The organism is Streptomyces sp. NPDC041814 (assembly GCF_055590565.1).
In genome coordinates this window covers 159,834-175,227 of the sequence record NZ_JBVJAM010000017.1, presented here as the reverse complement: position 1 = coordinate 175,227, position 15,394 = coordinate 159,834, and the positions used below count along the sequence as shown (strand labels likewise).

Sequence of the window (15,394 nt, the reverse complement as noted above, 5' to 3'; positions counted from 1 at the left end):
CGAGACGCGCGAGGTCCTGATCGCCTCGCTCGCGATGCTCCGCACCAAGCACGCCGACCTGCCGGCCCGCAAGCACGGCAACCCCCCGCAGTAGAAGACGGAGACCCCACTCATGACCACTGCCACCGCCGAATCCGTGCTGCGCGTCGAGAAGGGCCTCGCGGACCCCGAGGAACTGGCCGCGATCACCGCCGTCCTCCTCGCCCGCGCCGCCGCCCAGCCCGCCGCCCCCACCCGAGTCCGCGACACGGCCGGCTGGCGCCGCCTGGAGCGCACCCCGGGCTTCAGGGCCCCGCACAGCTGGCAGGGCTGAAAACCACGAGGCCGGGCAGAATCGAGCCCGTCCGGCGATTGAGGACGAGCAGGGCCGCCAGGCCGAGCGGCACACGCACGAGGGCCCCGCACTCACAGGAGTGCGGGGCCCTCGGCGTACCAGGAGCACCTACCGCAGGCGCGCCATGAGCGCGTGCTCGACGAGCGTGATCAGCGCACTCTTCGCGTCCGCCCGGTGTCGCGCGTCCGTCGTCAGGATCGGCGTGTCCGGCCCGATCTGAAGCGCTTCGCGCACCTCGTCGGGGGTGTACGGCTGGTGGCCGTCGAAGCCGTTCAGGGCGATGACGAACGGCAGGCCGCTGTTCTCGAAGTAGTCGACGGCCGGGAAGCAGTCGGCGAGACGGCGGGTGTCCACGAGGACGACCGCGCCGATCGCTCCGCGTACCAGGTCGTCCCACATGAACCAGAAGCGGTCCTGGCCGGGCGTACCGAACAGGTACAGGATCAGGTCCTGGTCGAGCGTGATGCGGCCGAAGTCCATCGCCACCGTCGTGGTGGTCTTGTCCCCCGTGTGCGTCAGGTCGTCGATGCCCGCCGAGGCGGACGTCATCACGGCTTCGGTGCGCAGCGGATTGATCTCCGAGACGGCACCGACAAACGTGGTCTTACCCACGCCGAAGCCCCCTGCCACCACGATCTTCGCCGAGGTAGTGGAGCGGGCCGCTCCGCCGCTAGAGCTTGCGAAGTCCACTGAGCACCCTTTCGAGCAGTGTCACATCTGGCTGGCCGCCGGCGGACTCGTCGCCGCCGGGCTGGTGGATAGCGACGAGTCCGGCCTCGGCCAGGTCGGCAACGAGGATCCGGGCAACGCCGAGGGGGATCGAGAGGAGGGCCGAGATCTCGGCCACCGACTTGATCTCGAAGCACAGCCGGCAGATCCGCTGGTGCTCGGGCAACTGCCCTTGCAGCCGGGACGGATCAGCCGTGGTACTGACCAACGCCTCAATGGCGAGTTGGTAGCGCGGTCGGGTCCGGCCACCTGTCATGGCGTACGGACGGACCAGCGGATTGTGCGCGGCCGGAGCCGCCGGCTCGGGAGCGCGCCGCGGCTGCACCGGCTGGATCCGGGGCTGCTGCTGCGGCCCGTCGAGACGGTGCGGACGCCGGGGATGGTGCGGCTGCTGCCCGGGCTGCTGGGGCTCCTGCCGCGGCCAGCCGGGCCCTGCCTGGCCGTACTGGCCCTGCGCGTAGGGCGGGTAGGGCTGCTGAGGCTGCTGAGCGCCCTGTCTGCCGGGTGCGGAGGGGAAGTTGAAACGTTCGTCCCCGTGCTCACCCGAAACGTGCCGGTCACCGTCGTACTGGTGCCCGCCTGGGGGTGTACCCACGATTCCTCCTCCGCCTGCCGGTCCCGATCCAGTGGACCGCGCCACCGCACCCTATGGCGCGGTGACGCGAAACGCACTGTCTGGTTACTGGATAAGACTAGTTAAGAAGACTTCCCTGAAGTTCGGCACGGAGGTCCGGCGTCAGAACGCTGCCCGCGCGGTCGACCAGAAGGGCCATTTCGTACCCGATGAGGCCGATGTCGGCATCCGGGTGTGCGAGAACGGCCAAGGAGGACCCGTCGGAAACGGACATGATGAAGAGGAATCCTCGCTCCATCTCCACAACCGTCTGGTTCACCGCGCCGCCCTCGAAGATCCGTGAGGCACCGGCGGTCAGCGAGGTCAGACCGGAGGCGACCGCCGCCAGCTGGTCCGCGCGGTCGCGCGGGAATCCCTCGGACATCGCCAGCAGGAGTCCGTCGGCGGAGACCACCACCGTGTGCGACACCCCGGGGGTGTTGTCCACGAAGTTGGTGATCAACCAGTTCAGATTCTGCGCCGCCTGGCTCATCGGGCTCACACTAACGCTCCTGGTTGTAGGTAGTACTTGTGTCCGTACCCGCGTTGCGTCCCCGGAGGACACCGCGTCGCAGGTTGCTCAGCCTGCCACGCACGTCTTCCGGAGCGCGGGAGACCTGGGGGCCGCCCTGCTGGGTCTGTTCGGCGGTGCCCTCGACCAGGTTGGCCTTGGGCACGCGCCGGGGAAGACCGGACGGGGTTATCCCGCCCGCCTTCGGCTCCCGGAGCTTCTCGGCCCGCTCCCAGCGCTCGTCGTTGGCCGAGCGCCAGTCGTCGGAGCCGTCGTTTCCGGCGTTTCCGTCGGCGGCCTGCTGCGCCTGGACCGGCCGCTGCGGCAGTTCGTGCTGCTGCGGACGCTCCTGCGCTCCATCCGGCCGGCCGTTCCCGCGGCCGGTGGGCTGCCAGTGCTGCTGGCCGCCCCGGCGCGGCAGACCGGCTTCGGTCAGATCGTGGCCGGTGTTCGGGACGGGGCCCGAACGCTCGAAGCCTACGCGCTCCTGCGGCTCGGCGGGAGCGCTCACCGCAGATTCCGGTTCCGCCTGGGCGACCGGCTCGAACCCGCCCTGGTACGTGCCCTGATCTGCCCACTCTTCCTGCTGGGGCTGGGCGGCGTACTGCTCGTCGTAGCCCTGTACGGGCGCCTCGGGGGCCGCGTAGGCCGCCTCCGGATAGCCGCCCTGGGCGGGGTCGTAGGCAGGCTGGCCGGGGTAGCCGGCGGCCCCGGCGTACGGGTCGTAGCCGCCCTCGTACTGCTGCGCGGCGTAGCCGTCCTGGCCGTTCCCGGCGTAGCCGTCCTGGCCGTACGTGCCCTCGGCGTAGCCCTGTTCGGGCTGCGCCTGCTGAGCCGGCTGCTCCGGGAACGCCTGGCGCTCGCCGCCGGCGGCCTGGGCCTCCAGCGCCGCGCGGCGCTCCTCGCGCATCAGCGAGCGGCCCACCGGGTCGAGCTGGGCGGAGTCCGCGGAGCCCTCGTCGTAACGCGAGTCGTCGAAACCGAGTTCGGCGGCTGTGCGCAGCTGAGGCTGTTGCGGCAGCGCGTCGAACGCCTGCTGCTGCGGGATGATCGAGGAGACGGTGAAGTCGTCCTGCTCCGGAGCGTCGCCGCCGCCACCGTGGGTGATCGCGTCCGGCAGCATGACCAGCGAGGTCGTCCCGGCCTGCTCGCCCGAGGGGCGCAGCTGGACGCGGATGCCGTGCCGGTCGGCGAGCCGGCCGACCACGAACAGGCCCATGCGCTGCGAGACCGCGGCGTCCACCGTCGGCGGGTTGGCCAGCTTGTGGTTGATGTCGGCGAAGTCCTCGGCGGTGAGGCCGATGCCCTTGTCGTGGATCTCGATCATCACGCGGCCGTCGGGCAGCCGGGTCGCGGTGACGCGGACCTTGGTCTGCGGCGAGGAGAACGTCGTGGCGTTCTCCAGGAGCTCGGCGAGCAGGTGCACGAGGTCGGTGACGGACTGGCCGTGGATCTCGGTCTCCGGGACGCCGGAGAGCTCGATGCGCTCGTACGACTCCACCTCGGAGGAGGCGGCGCGCAACACGTCCACCAGCGGCACCGGCTGGTTCCAGCGGCGGCCGGGCTCCTCACCGGCGAGGACGAGGAGGTTCTCGCCGTTCCGGCGCATACGGGTCGCCAGGTGGTCCAGCCGGAACAGGCTCTCCAGCTGGTCCGGGTCGGCCTCGTTGTTCTCCAGGTCGGTGATCAGGGTCAGCTGGCCCTCGATGAGCGACTGGTTGCGGCGCGAGAGGTTGGTGAAGATCGCGTTGACGTTGCCCCGGAGCATGGCCTGCTCGGCCGCGAGCCGGACCGCTTCCCGGTGCACCTGGTCGAAGGCGCGGGCGACCTCGCCGATCTCGTCCTGCGAGTTGATCGGGATCGGCTGCACGCGGGTGTCGACCCGGCCCGGGTCGGTGCGCGACAGCTGGTCGACCAGCGAGGGCAGCCGCTGCTCGGCGATCCCGAAGGCGGCCGTACGCAGGCGGCGCATCGAGCGGCTCATCTGGCGGGCCATGAGCCCGGCCAGGAGGAACGCGGCCAGCAGGGCGACGATGACGATCGACGCGTTGACGATGGCGTCGGTCCGGGCGTCGGAGGAGATCTCCGCCGCCTCGGTCACGGCCTTGTCGACCAGCTCGTCCTCGACCGTGGTGTAGCCGTCGAACTTGGCGGTGGCGGCGGACATCCAGGTGTCGGCGGTGATCCCCTTCGCCTTCAGCTGCTCCGGGTCCTTACCGAGGCCGATCTCCTTGGCCATGCCGTCGTAGACCGAGCCGTCGATGGAGGGCGGCGCCACGAACGGCGCACCGGCCGCGTCCGCCTTCTCCTTGGCGTCCTTCAGCTGGGCCGCGCCTTCGGCCGCCTTGGCGCCCATGACCTTGCGCAGCCGGGCCGCGTCGGCCTCCGTACCGCCGGAGGTGAACTCGCCGAGGGCGATCTGCTCCAGGTAGTTGTACGAGCCGAACGCCTTGACCTGGTCGTTGAACTTGGCGTCCTCCTTGCTGGGACGGACCAGGAGGTGCATGCCGATGGAGCGCTGAAGCGATTCTGCAGCCTTGGCCAGCTCGATCGCGTAGACGGTCCGGCCGTAGCTGGTGATGTTGCCGGTGCCGAGGCCCAGCTCGTTGCAGAACTCCATCAGGGAGTGCTGGACCTGGACGTAGCCCTCTTCGGTCTTCACCGGGTCCATGGCCGCGGTGTAGGCCGCCTTGCGCAGCTGCGGGAGTTTGGGCTCCTCGACCTTGAACAGCTTGAGGCGGCGCTGGAGGCCCTCCTTGGCCGGCATGTCCTTGACGGCCTCGTTGAACTTCTCCGCGGCCGCGTCGGTGGTGGCCCGGGTCTGCGTGACGAGCTCGTCGTCCCGCTTGTTCGACAGCAGCGGCTGCGCGGTGAGGTCGCGCTCGTTGAGCAGCGCCTGCCCGTACTCGGCGGCGGCCCGCACGATCAGCGCGGTCTTCTCCGCGTCCTGGGCCTCCTGCCAGGTGTCGACGGACCCCTTCACCTGGAAGCCGCCCATGACCAGGCCGACCAGTACCGGGATCAGGAGGATCGCGTTCAGCCGGGTGGGCACCCGCCAGTTGCGCGGCGACAGCCGGCTGGTGCTGCCACCGGCCGGTGCCCCTTCGGACACGTCGGCGGACGGCGCCGCGGCACGCGACGGCGGGGTGAAGTTGCCCCGCTCCGCCTGCGCCGTGGAGCCCTCGTTGTTACGCCTCACTCGACCAACAACCTCTCGGCGTCGGCACCTACGCTGTGCCGGGTTTGTTCAGGGCCGTACTACTCGGGAGTTGGTCGAATTGCAGCACGGCTGACGGCCGCGTTCCAAACAGTCGGAATGGGCGATTCCGAGTGGCTCACGCCTCAGATAAATCGGGCATAAAGAGCGAGCCCCGCCAAAAGGCGGGGCTCATGTGAGCGCAGCGACACCGTTCGTGCGCATCCGGTGTCGGTTGCGGGGCAATTCTCTTTCGAAACGTTATGAATGCGGGGGCGGATCGTGTCAAAGGACACAGCCCGCCCCCGTGTGACTACGGTAACTGCCGTATGCCAGTTCCGACTTGTGACTACTTGAGCCTGGCCATCAGCGCGTGCTCGACGAGCGTGATCAGCGCACTCTTCGCGTCCGCCCGGTGTCGCGCGTCCGTCGTCAGGATCGGCGTGTCCGGCCCGATCTGAAGCGCTTCGCGCACCTCGTCGGGGGTGTACGGCTGGTGGCCGTCGAAGCCGTTCAGGGCGATGACGAACGGCAGGCCGCTGTTCTCGAAGTAGTCGACGGCCGGGAAGCAGTCGGCGAGACGGCGGGTGTCCACGAGGACGACCGCGCCGATCGCTCCGCGTACCAGGTCGTCCCACATGAACCAGAAGCGGTCCTGGCCGGGCGTACCGAAGAGGTACAGGATCAGGTCCTGGTCCAGGGTGATGCGGCCGAAGTCCATCGCCACCGTGGTGGTGGTCTTCCCGCCGGTGTGCGTGAGGTCGTCGATGCCCGCCGAGGCGGACGTCATCACGGCTTCGGTGCGCAGCGGATTGATCTCCGAGACGGCACCGACGAACGTGGTCTTGCCCACGCCGAACCCACCGGCCACGACGATCTTCGCCGAGGTGGTGGCCCGGGTCGCCGCACCGCCGTTAGAGCTTGCGAAGTCCACTGAGCACCCTTTCGAGCAGTGTCACATCCGGCGCGCCGCCGGCCTCTCCATTGCCCGGCTGGTGGATGGCCACCATGCCGGCTTCCGCCAGGTCCGCGACGAGAATCCGCGCCACACCGAGGGGCATCGACAGCAGGGCCGAGACCTCGGCCACCGACTTGACCTCGCGGCACAGATGGCAGATCCGCTGGTGCTCGGGAAGCAGGGTCCCCAGATGCGCGGGATCGGCCGTGGTGCTGACCAGTGCTTCTATCGCTAGCTGATAGCGCGGCCGGGTGCGTCCACCGGTCATGGCGTACGGACGGACCAGCGGCTGGTCGCCCTCACCTTCGTACGACGCGTGGCTGGACGCGCCGTACGGATCGGGTGAGGCGGGTGGCGGGGTCATGAATCCTCCGGGCGTGACAGCAGGGTGTCGGCTTGCCGTCTGAAGGGGCCGGTGGGGGGCTGTAAGCGGCCGGACGGTCGAGGGTTGGTTTTCGGGTTGATCGTCTGTGTCACTGGTTCACGGCCGCCTAGTGGAGCAGGCTGCCCTGGAGCTCCGCGCGGAGGTCCGGGGTCAGGACGGTGCCTGCCCGGTCCACCAGCAGGGCCATCTCGTAGCCGACCAGACCGATGTCGGCGTCCGGGTGGGCCAGCACGGCCAGCGAGGAGCCGTCCGAGATGGACATCAGGAACAGGAAACCCCGCTCCATTTCCACGACGGTCTGGCTGACGGCGCCGCCCTCGAAGATCCGGGAGGCGCCGGCCGTCAGCGAGGTCAGCCCGGACGCGACGGCCGCCAGCTGGTCGGCGCGGTCGCGCGGGAAACCTTCGGACATCGCCAGCAGCAGCCCGTCCGCCGAGACCACCACCGTGTGCGACACCCCTGGGGTGTTGTCCACGAAATTGGTGATCAGCCAGTTCAGATTCTGTGCGGCCTGACTCATCGGGCTCAACTAACGCTCCTGCTGGTGAGTGGGGCCGAGGGGGAAACTGCCGGTCTGACCGCTGCCCGCCTGACGCCCCTGCTGGATGCCCCGGCGGAGATTGGTCAGACGCCCGCGCACATCATCGGGCGCACGCGAGACCTGCGGACCGGACTGGTTGCTCTGCTGCTGGGCGGTACCCGGCACCAGGTTGGCGCGCGGGACCCGGCGCGGCAGACCGGACGTGGTGATACCACCCGCCGCGGGCTTCTTCACCCGCTCCGCCTGCCGGACGATCTCATCGTTCGGCGACGCCCGCCAGGCGCTCTGCGCACCGCTGTCGCCGAGGGTCCGCTGCGGCGCGGGAGCCACGGGCTCCTGGGCCGGCTGCCGCGGGAAGTCCTGCGCCGGGGCCGCCGGAGGCTGTTGCGGGGCACCGGGCTGCGGACCGCGGAACCAGTTGGTCTCCAGCGTGTCGTACAGCGGGGTGCGGCCGTCGCCGGGCCCGGCCGGCGGCAGCGCCTCGGGCTGCTGCGGCTGCTCGGGCAGGACGGGGCGGTACGGAGCCTCGGGTGCCTGGCCGCCCATGGGCGGACGCGGCGCGCCGAAGTCCTGGTTGTCGCGCTGCTGGGGCGCCGGCTGCTGCGGGGCACCGAAGTCCGGACGGGCGAACTGCGAGGTGCTCGTCACGTCCGGGTTCTGCGGGCCGTTGCCGTAGGCGCCGTTGTGCTGCGGTCCGTTGTGCTGCGGTACGCCGCGCTGCGGGAGACCGGGCTGCGATCCGTTGTGCTGCGGTGCGCCGCCCTGCGGCAGACCGGGCTGCTGCGCGTGCGGCGCGGGCGCCGAGAAGTCGGGCCGGGCGAACTCCGCCGTGGAGCCGGGCCCCTGGCGGTCGTCGGCCGGAAGCTGCGGCGCCCGGGGCTGCGGGAAGCGGCCCGTGGTCTCCGACTCCTCGTGACCGCGCGGCGCGTCGAGCGGGGCGCGCCGGGGCGCGGACGGCTCGTCGGTGCCCCAGCTCGTCGTCTGCGGACGCTGCGGGGCGGGGAAGCCGCCGGGCCCACCCTGGCCCTGATTCGGGGCCGGGGAGCCACCGGGCAGCTCGGCGCGCGGACCGCCGACCGGCGGCAGCTGGCGCTCGCCGCGCCCCGGGCCGCGCGGCGGCTCGAAGGCGTTGCGCTCGCCCTGGCCGGGCTGGCCGCCCTGGCCGGGCTGGTCGAACCGGGCCTGCTGGGGCTGCGGGGCCTGCGGAGCGGCGGGGCCGTTCTGCTCGGGACGCCGCTGGTCGAAGAGGCTGGGCCGGTTCGTGTCCGTACCGCCGTCGCCCTGACCCCGGGCGCCGAGCCGGGCCCCGCCGAACGCACCGGCCAGGCCGCCGCCCTGACGGGGGCCGTCCTGGGCCGGGCGGCCCTGCGGGTTCTGGAACGCCGAGTCCTGCGCGCCGGGTCCGCCCTGCGGGTTCTGCGGGCGGTTGCCGTCGCGGGCGGGCAGCGCGGCCCGGGGACCGGAGCCGGCGCCGACCTGGCCGCGCTGGGGAGCGGGGCCCGCGGCGGGGCGTCCCGCCTGGGCCTCGTTGCCGCCGGAGAGCAGGCCGCCGGGGGACTGCTGACCGGGCGCCTGCTTCGGGGCCGGCTGCCGGCCGCCGTGCGCGACGTCCACCGGGAGCATGACCAGCGCCGTGGTGCCGCCGGAGTCCGAGGGGCGCAGCTGGATGCGGATGCCGTGGCGCAGGGAGAGCCGGCCGACCACGAACAGGCCCATGCGGCGGGAGACCGAGACGTCCACGGTGGGCGGCGAGGCGAGCCGCTCGTTGATCGCCGCCAGGTCCTCCGGGGAGAGCCCGATGCCGGTGTCGTGGATCTCGACGAGCACCCGGCCGTCGGGCAGGGCGTGGCCGGTGACCCGGACCTTCGTCTGCGGCGAGGAGAACGAGGTGGCGTTCTCCAGCAGCTCGGCGAGCAGGTGCACGAGGTCGTTGACGACCCGGCCCGCGACCTCGGTGGCGGGCACCGCGGCCAGTTCGATGCGCTCGTACTGCTCCACCTCGGACGCGGCGGCGCGGAGCACGTCGACCAGCGGCACGGGGCGGGTCCACCGGCGGCCCGGCTCCTCACCGGCGAGGACGAGGAGGTTCTCGCCGTTCCGGCGCATACGGGTCGCGAGGTGGTCGAGCTTGAAGAGCGAGGAGAGCTGGTCCGGGTCGGCCTCGCGCGACTCCAGCTCGGAGATGAGCGACAGCTGGCGCTGGATGAGGCCCTGCGAGCGGCGCGAGAGGTTGGTGAACATCGCGTTGACGTTGCCCCGCAGAAGGGCCTGCTCGGCGGCGAGACGGACCGCCTCGCGGTGCACGTCGTCGAAGGCCGCGGCCACCTTGCCGATCTCGTCACGGGAGTGCACACCGACGGACTCGACCGAGGTGTCGACGTCCTGCGGGTCGGACTCGGAGAGCTGCTTGACCAGCTCGGGCAGACGGTCCTGGGCGACGCGGGTCGCGGTGTCCTGGAGCCGGCGCAGCGAGCGGATCATGGACCGGGCGACGACGAAGGCGCCGACCAGCGAGACACCGAGCACCAGCAGGATCAGCGCACCGGAGATGATCGCCTCGCGCTGGGACTCCTCGCGCAGTTCGCGCGCCTTGCCCTCCATGTCGCTGAGGAGGGTCTCCTCGATGCGCTTCATGGTGTTGAGCTTGGTGGTGTCCTGGTCATACCAGTTCATGTACGAGCGGCGGGCCTTGGAGCCGCCCATGGCGAGCGGGTTCTCCAGGAGCTTCTGCGCGTACGTGTCCGCGGCCTTGATGTCCGGGTTGCCCTCGTCCAGCGTCGAGGTCAGCTCGGAGGCGTCGTTGCCGGTGGAGGTGTAGATCGCCTCGAACGACGTACGGGCCGCCTGCTCCTTGCTCCGGGCTGCCAGGCCGAACTGCTGGTCGTTGCGGTCGAGGTCGGGCTTCATCTCGTCGCTGGTGGGCAGCGCGGCGGCGATGATCGCGCGCTGGATCGAGGCGTACTCCTTGGCGGAGGAGAACGCCGCCAGCGCACGGGTCCGCTTGATCATCTCGGGGCTGCTGGTCGCCTGGGCCATGTCCTGGGACAGGCTCAGCAGCGAGGTGATCAGCTGGCTGTAGGCGTCGACCGTCTGGAGGGCCGGACTGCCCTTCTCATACGCGTGCTTGCGGGTGTCGCGGATGGAGCTGAGCCGCGTGGCGATCTGCTGGATGCTGGTGTGGATGCTCTCCAGCGTGTCGTCACCGGCGGTGTCGCCGATCTCGCTGGTGCTCGCGAGGAACGCCAGCTGCGCCTTGTCGGTCTTCTCCCGGGGCGTGGTGATCTTGAAGTCGGTCGCGGGCACGTTGTTCGACAGCGGACCGGCCGTCTGGTCGCGCTCCTCCTGGAGCGCCTGCGCCAGCGAGGTCGCCTGCTTCGTCATCTCGGTCAGCAGCTGCATGTGCTCCAGCTGCTGGATGTCGTTCAGGGAGTCGTTGATGCGCAGACCACCCAGCGTGGTCGCGGCGACCACGGGGAGGGCGAGCAGGGACACCAGGCGGGTGCTGATGCGCCAGTTGCGGAGAGCTACCCGCGAGCCCGTGTTGACGGGGCCCCGGGGCTTGGGCGCGGCGGCCTGCTCGGGCTCGCCGCCGGCCGGTGCGGCGCCGGGGCGCCGGTCGCGGTCGCCCTGGTCATCGGCCGCGGCCGATCCGGGGTTCTGGGCGTGCTGGGGCGAGGAACCGCGGTCGGTCCCGCCGCGCGGCTCCTGTTCCGCCGCAGCGCTGCCATCCCTCTTGAAACGTCCCTGCACTAGCGTCGCAACCTCTGGACCAGGCGTTCCTCCGTCGTGAACGGAGAAAACGGTGTCGGCGTGGTGGGGCGTTGTCCCGCCCCATGGTGGTCGTTGAGTGACCGGCGCTCTTCCCCTTCCCGCCGCCACTCGGCGCTGCGTTGCGCCCCCTGCGCGCCGGCTTGAAACCGCGGCGGTGCGTGGAATTTCAGCACAGTGCCGGATCTCCAACAAGGGCCAGGTACCGGGCTGTGACCTGCGTGACACGGTGTGATGGACGTGTAACAAGCGGTGGGGGCGGTTCGCGGACATTCCGGACCATTGGGGGTGAGTTCGAACGGGGGAAGGGGTGTCCCAGTCGCCATGATCAGGAGCGGAATGGATGGTTCAGGGGTGACATGTCCGTTTCGAAGGTTCGGACCACGTGTCCGCATTGAGGGAATTATCCCGGTGTTCGTGAGCAAACTCACATGAAGATCGCCGTCTTTTCCGGGCCGCCGGAGGGAATTGAATGTTTAGCCTGACGCTTTACTGGGATGGCAACCGAACACCGGCGCTCCCTCGTGCGGGCGGCGCCCCGACGACAGGGCCGTACGGCAGATGAACACGACTCCGCTCCGCAACCTCGCCAACCCCCGCCGCACCACGCTGGCGCACCTCAAGGACGCCGAGGCGCTGCGGACGGTGGAACTCCCGGAGCACGCGGTCCAGCTGCCGACGCAGACCGCCAACCCGCGCCGCACGATCCTGATGACCGCCCCCGCCGCCGTCACCGCCGCCGCGGAGTAATCCCGCACGGAAGCGCCCCTCACCCGCGTCAGCGCTTCGCCCGGCGGGTATTGCCCCGTCGCGCCGCCCGGCACGCGCGCTCGCTGCGTTGGCCAAAAGTCCTGGTAGCTCCGCTACAAGGACTTCCGGCCGCCTTGCGATCGCACGCACCGGACGGCGCTCCTTCTCGGGCAATACCCACCGGGCGAAGCGCTAGCCTGGAGCGTCAGTCTTTTCAGGCACCCAGCAAGCAGTGAGGGGCGACAGCAACCCGTGCGCATCGCCAGGTTCTCCATCGACGGCAATGTCGCCTTCGGCGCGGTCGAGGGCGACGGGCCCGACGGTCTCGTCCTCGACATCATCAAGGGCATCCCGTACTCCGAGTTCGAGCTCTCCGGGACCAAGGTCCCGCTGAACAAGGTGCGGCTGCTGCCGCCAGTGCTCCCCAACAAGGTCGTGGCCATCGGCCGCAACTACGCGGAGCACGCCGCCGAACTCGGCAACGAGGTCCCCGACGTCCCCGTCGCCTTCTTCAAGCCCACCACCTCGGTGATCGGCTCCGGCGACGCCATCGAGTACCCCTCCTTCTCCGACGAGGTCCACCACGAGGCCGAGCTGGCCGTGGTCATCGGCCGGATGTGCCGCGAAGTGCCGCGCGAGCGGGTCAAGGACGTCATCTTCGGCTACACCTGCGCCAACGACGTCACCGCCCGCGACGCCCAGAAGCGGGAGAAGCAGTGGGCCCGGGCCAAGGGCTTCGACACCTCCTGCCCCCTCGGCCCCTGGGTGGAGACCGACCTCGACCCCCGCGACCTCGCCATCCAGGCCACGGTCAACGGCGAGCAACGCCAGCTCGGCCGGACGAGCGACATGATCCGGTCCATCGAGGACCTGGTCGTCCACATCACGGAAGCCATGACGCTGCTCCCGGGCGATGTGATCCTCACCGGCACCCCCGCGGGGGTCGGACCCCTCCATGTCGGCGACGAGGTCGCCGTCACCATCGAAGGCATCGGCACTCTCACCAACAAGGTGATCAAGCGTGGCTAACGCAGCAGTACGTGTACGTTTCTGTCCCTCCCCGACCGGCAACCCGCACGTCGGCCTGGTCCGGACGGCTCTCTTCAACTGGGCCTTCGCCCGGCACCACCAGGGCACCCTGGTCTTCCGCATCGAGGACACCGACGCGGCGCGCGACTCCGAGGAGTCGTACGAGCAGCTCCTCGACGCGATGCGCTGGCTCGGCCTGGACTGGGACGAGGGCCCCGAGGTCGGCGGCCCGCACGCCCCGTACCGCCAGTCGCAGCGGATGGACATCTACCAGGACGTCGCGGAGAAGCTGCTCGCCGGCGGTTACGCGTACCACTGCTACTGCACCACGGAGGAGCTGGACACCCGGCGCGACGCCGCCCGCGCCGCCGGCCGCCCGTCCGGCTACGACGGCCACTGCCGTGAGCTGACCGACGAGCAGAAGGCCGCGTACGAGGCCGAGGGGCGCACGTCGATCGTCCGCTTCCGGATGCCCGACGAGGCCATCACCTTCACGGACCTGGTCCGCGGCGACATCACCGTCCAGCCGGAGAACGTCCCGGACTACGGCATCGTCCGCGCCAACGGCGCCCCGCTCTACACCCTGGTCAACCCGGTGGACGACGCGCTGATGGAGATCACCCACGTCCTGCGCGGCGAGGACCTGCTCTCCTCCACCCCGCGCCAGATCGCCCTGTACCGGGCGCTCATCGAGCTGGGCATCGCCAAGGACACCCCCGCCTTCGGGCACCTGCCGTACGTGATGGGCGAGGGCAACAAGAAGCTCTCCAAGCGTGACCCGCAGGCCTCGCTCAACCTCTACCGCGAGCGCGGCTTCGTCCGCGAGGGGCTGCTCAACTACCTCTCGCTGCTGGGCTGGTCGATCGCCGAGGACCGCGACATCTTCGACATCGAGGAGATGGTCGCCGCCTTCGACATCAAGGACGTCAACGCCAACCCGGCCCGCTTCGACCTCAAGAAGTGCGAGCACGTCAACGCGGAGCACATCCGCCGCCTCGACGTGAAGACCTTCACCGAGGCGTGCGGCCCCTGGCTCCAGGCGCCGTTCGCCCCCTGGGCCCCGGAGTCCTTCGACGCGGCGGTCTTTGCCGAGATCGCCCCGCACGCCCAGACCCGGGTCACGGTGCTCTCCGAGATCACCGCCAACGTGGACTTCCTGTTCCTGGACGAGCCGGTGCACGACGAGGCGTCCTGGGCCAAGGCGATGAAGGAGGGCTCCGACGCCCTCCTGGTCACCGCCCGTGCCCAGCTCATCGCCGCCGACTGGAACGCGGACGCCCTCAAGGCCGCCGTCCTCGCCGCCGGCGAGCAGCACGGCCTCAAGCTCGGCAAGGCCCAGGCCCCGGTCCGGGTGGCGGTCACCGGCCGGACGATCGGCCTCCCGCTCTTCGAGTCCCTGGAGATCCTGGGCCGCGAGAAGACGATCGCCCGCATCGACGCGGCCCTGGCCAGGCTGGCCGCGTAACACCGCACCGACGCACAGGACGGGCCCGGCGGCCGCACAGCGCGGCCGCCGGGCCCGTCCCGTCGTACGGGGCCGCGCGTAGAGTCGGGCCATGCCCATCAGAGCCGTCCTCTGGGACATCGATGACACGTTGTTCGATCACACGGCGGCCTCGGCCACCGGGATGACCCGGCACCTCGCGGCGGAGGGGCTGCCTCCGGGGTACGCGTCGGCCGAGGAGGCCGTCGAGGCGTGGCAGCGGGTCACGCGGCGGCACTGGGCGCGGTACTCCGCCGGGGAGACCGACTGGCAGGGGCAGCGGCGGGACCGGGCCCGGGAGTTCCTGGGGCGGGCACTGGACGACGACGAGGCCGATGCCTGGTTCGGCCGCCACGTCTCGCACTACGAGTCCGCCTGGGCGCTCTTCCCGGACGCCGTCCCGGCGCTCGACGCACTGGCGGGGACGTACCGGCACGCCGTGCTGTCCAACTCGGCCCAGGAGCCGCAGCACCGGAAGCTGACCGTGCTCGGGGTGCGCGACCGGTTCGAGTCCCTGCTGTGCGCGGCCGAGCTGGGCGTCTCCAAGCCCGACCCGGGGGCGTTCCTGGCCTCCTGCGAGGCGCTGGGGCTCGCCGCGCACGAGGTGTTGTACGTCGGGGACGAACCCGACATCGACGCCGCCGGGGCCACCGCCGCCGGCCTCGCGGGCGTCTGGCTGGACCGGCACGGCCGGGGAGGACGGCCCGAGCTGGTCCGGATCACGGGGCTCGGCCGGCTGCCGGGGCTGCTCGCGGGCCATACCCGTTTTGGAGCGTCGGACACCTTCGGGTAATGTTCTTTCTGCGCCGCCCGAGCGGGCCGAAAGATCCGGCGGGAAGCGCAGACAGGAACAAGGCCCTCAGGGGTTGCGTTTCAGTGGGCTATGGTGTAATTGGCAACACTACGGTTTCTGGTACCGTCATTCTAGGTTCGAGTCCTGGTAGCCCAGCGCAGTACAGAGCAAGTTGCAGGACAAGCCCCCGTTGTGTAGCGGCCTAGCACGCTGCCCTCTCACGGCAGTAGCGCCGGTTCGAATCCGGTCGGGGGTACAGATCCTTCCCGCGAGATCATCTGGGTCGCACCCACGGTCTCGATGC

Annotated in this window: 13 protein-coding genes and 2 tRNA genes; 7 read left to right on the top strand and 8 right to left on the bottom strand. The window is 70.6% G+C overall.

Going from position 1 to position 15,394, the window contains the following annotated elements; all coding sequences use genetic code 11:
- Window positions 1–112 precede the first annotated feature (112 nt).
- On the top strand, window positions 113–313 hold the full coding sequence (locus ACZ6C6_RS32845; protein ID WP_469208191.1) for an acyl-CoA carboxylase subunit epsilon: 201 nt from the start codon (window positions 113–115) through the stop codon (window positions 311–313).
- A 129-nt stretch (window positions 314–442) separates the two neighbouring features.
- On the opposite strand, the gene ACZ6C6_RS32840 is transcribed toward ACZ6C6_RS32845, so the two are convergent.
- The 8 genes from ACZ6C6_RS32840 to ACZ6C6_RS32805 all read right to left on the bottom strand — a co-directional run bounded on the left by ACZ6C6_RS32840 (window position 443) and on the right by ACZ6C6_RS32805 (window position 11,017).
- Window positions 443–1,024: a GTP-binding protein gene (locus ACZ6C6_RS32840; protein ID WP_014048542.1), complete on the bottom strand. Its 582-nt coding sequence runs from the start codon at window positions 1,022–1,024 to the stop codon at window positions 443–445.
- Entirely contained in the window at window positions 1,005–1,658 is a 654-nt protein-coding gene (locus ACZ6C6_RS32835; protein WP_469208189.1) for a DUF742 domain-containing protein, read from the bottom strand. The genes ACZ6C6_RS32840 and ACZ6C6_RS32835 overlap by 20 nt, the downstream gene beginning before the upstream one ends.
- Before the next feature lie 97 nt (window positions 1,659–1,755).
- Window positions 1,756–2,169: a roadblock/LC7 domain-containing protein gene (locus ACZ6C6_RS32830; protein ID WP_018102439.1), complete on the bottom strand. Its 414-nt coding sequence runs from the start codon at window positions 2,167–2,169 to the stop codon at window positions 1,756–1,758.
- A 10-nt stretch (window positions 2,170–2,179) separates the two neighbouring features.
- Entirely contained in the window at window positions 2,180–5,386 is a 3,207-nt protein-coding gene (locus ACZ6C6_RS32825; protein ID WP_469208187.1) for a nitrate- and nitrite sensing domain-containing protein, read from the bottom strand.
- 346 nt (window positions 5,387–5,732) lie between these two features.
- Complete coding sequence (locus ACZ6C6_RS32820; protein ID WP_383745723.1) at window positions 5,733–6,317, bottom strand: GTP-binding protein; 585 nt, start codon at window positions 6,315–6,317, stop codon at window positions 5,733–5,735.
- Window positions 6,298–6,705 (bottom strand): DUF742 domain-containing protein, encoded by a 408-nt coding sequence (locus ACZ6C6_RS32815; RefSeq protein WP_018521347.1) that lies wholly within the window; start codon window positions 6,703–6,705, stop codon window positions 6,298–6,300. Before ACZ6C6_RS32815 ends, ACZ6C6_RS32820 begins: the two co-directional genes overlap by 20 nt.
- A gap of 127 nt (window positions 6,706–6,832) precedes the next feature.
- Window positions 6,833–7,246 carry a roadblock/LC7 domain-containing protein gene (locus ACZ6C6_RS32810; protein WP_006127850.1) on the bottom strand — a complete coding sequence of 138 codons (414 nt, stop codon included), beginning with the start codon at window positions 7,244–7,246 and terminating at the stop codon, window positions 6,833–6,835.
- Between the two features lie 9 nt (window positions 7,247–7,255).
- Window positions 7,256–11,017: a sensor histidine kinase gene (locus tag ACZ6C6_RS32805; RefSeq protein ID WP_469208184.1), complete on the bottom strand. Its 3,762-nt coding sequence runs from the start codon at window positions 11,015–11,017 to the stop codon at window positions 7,256–7,258.
- Window positions 11,018–11,596: 579 nt separating this feature from the next.
- On the opposite strand from ACZ6C6_RS32805, the gene ACZ6C6_RS32800 reads away from it, so the two are divergent.
- The 6 genes from ACZ6C6_RS32800 (at window position 11,597) to ACZ6C6_RS32775 (ending at window position 15,346) form a co-directional block, all read left to right on the top strand.
- Window positions 11,597–11,785 carry a hypothetical protein gene (locus tag ACZ6C6_RS32800; RefSeq protein ID WP_469208182.1) on the top strand — a complete coding sequence of 63 codons (189 nt, stop codon included), beginning with the start codon at window positions 11,597–11,599 and terminating at the stop codon, window positions 11,783–11,785.
- Window positions 11,786–12,037: 252 nt separating this feature from the next.
- Window positions 12,038–12,814 (top strand): fumarylacetoacetate hydrolase family protein, encoded by a 777-nt coding sequence (locus ACZ6C6_RS32795; RefSeq protein WP_073863131.1) that lies wholly within the window; start codon window positions 12,038–12,040, stop codon window positions 12,812–12,814.
- Window positions 12,807–14,279 carry a glutamate--tRNA ligase gene (gene gltX, locus ACZ6C6_RS32790; RefSeq protein ID WP_469208180.1) on the top strand — a complete coding sequence of 491 codons (1,473 nt, stop codon included), beginning with the start codon at window positions 12,807–12,809 and terminating at the stop codon, window positions 14,277–14,279. Before ACZ6C6_RS32795 ends, gltX begins: the two co-directional genes overlap by 8 nt.
- Before the next feature lie 91 nt (window positions 14,280–14,370).
- Complete coding sequence (locus tag ACZ6C6_RS32785) at window positions 14,371–15,090, top strand: HAD family hydrolase (RefSeq protein WP_469208178.1); 720 nt, start codon at window positions 14,371–14,373, stop codon at window positions 15,088–15,090.
- A gap of 84 nt (window positions 15,091–15,174) precedes the next feature.
- Window positions 15,175–15,246 (top strand) — tRNA-Gln (locus tag ACZ6C6_RS32780).
- A gap of 27 nt (window positions 15,247–15,273) precedes the next feature.
- Window positions 15,274–15,346, top strand: a tRNA-Glu gene (locus ACZ6C6_RS32775).
- The last annotated feature ends 48 nt before the right edge of the window (window positions 15,347–15,394 follow it).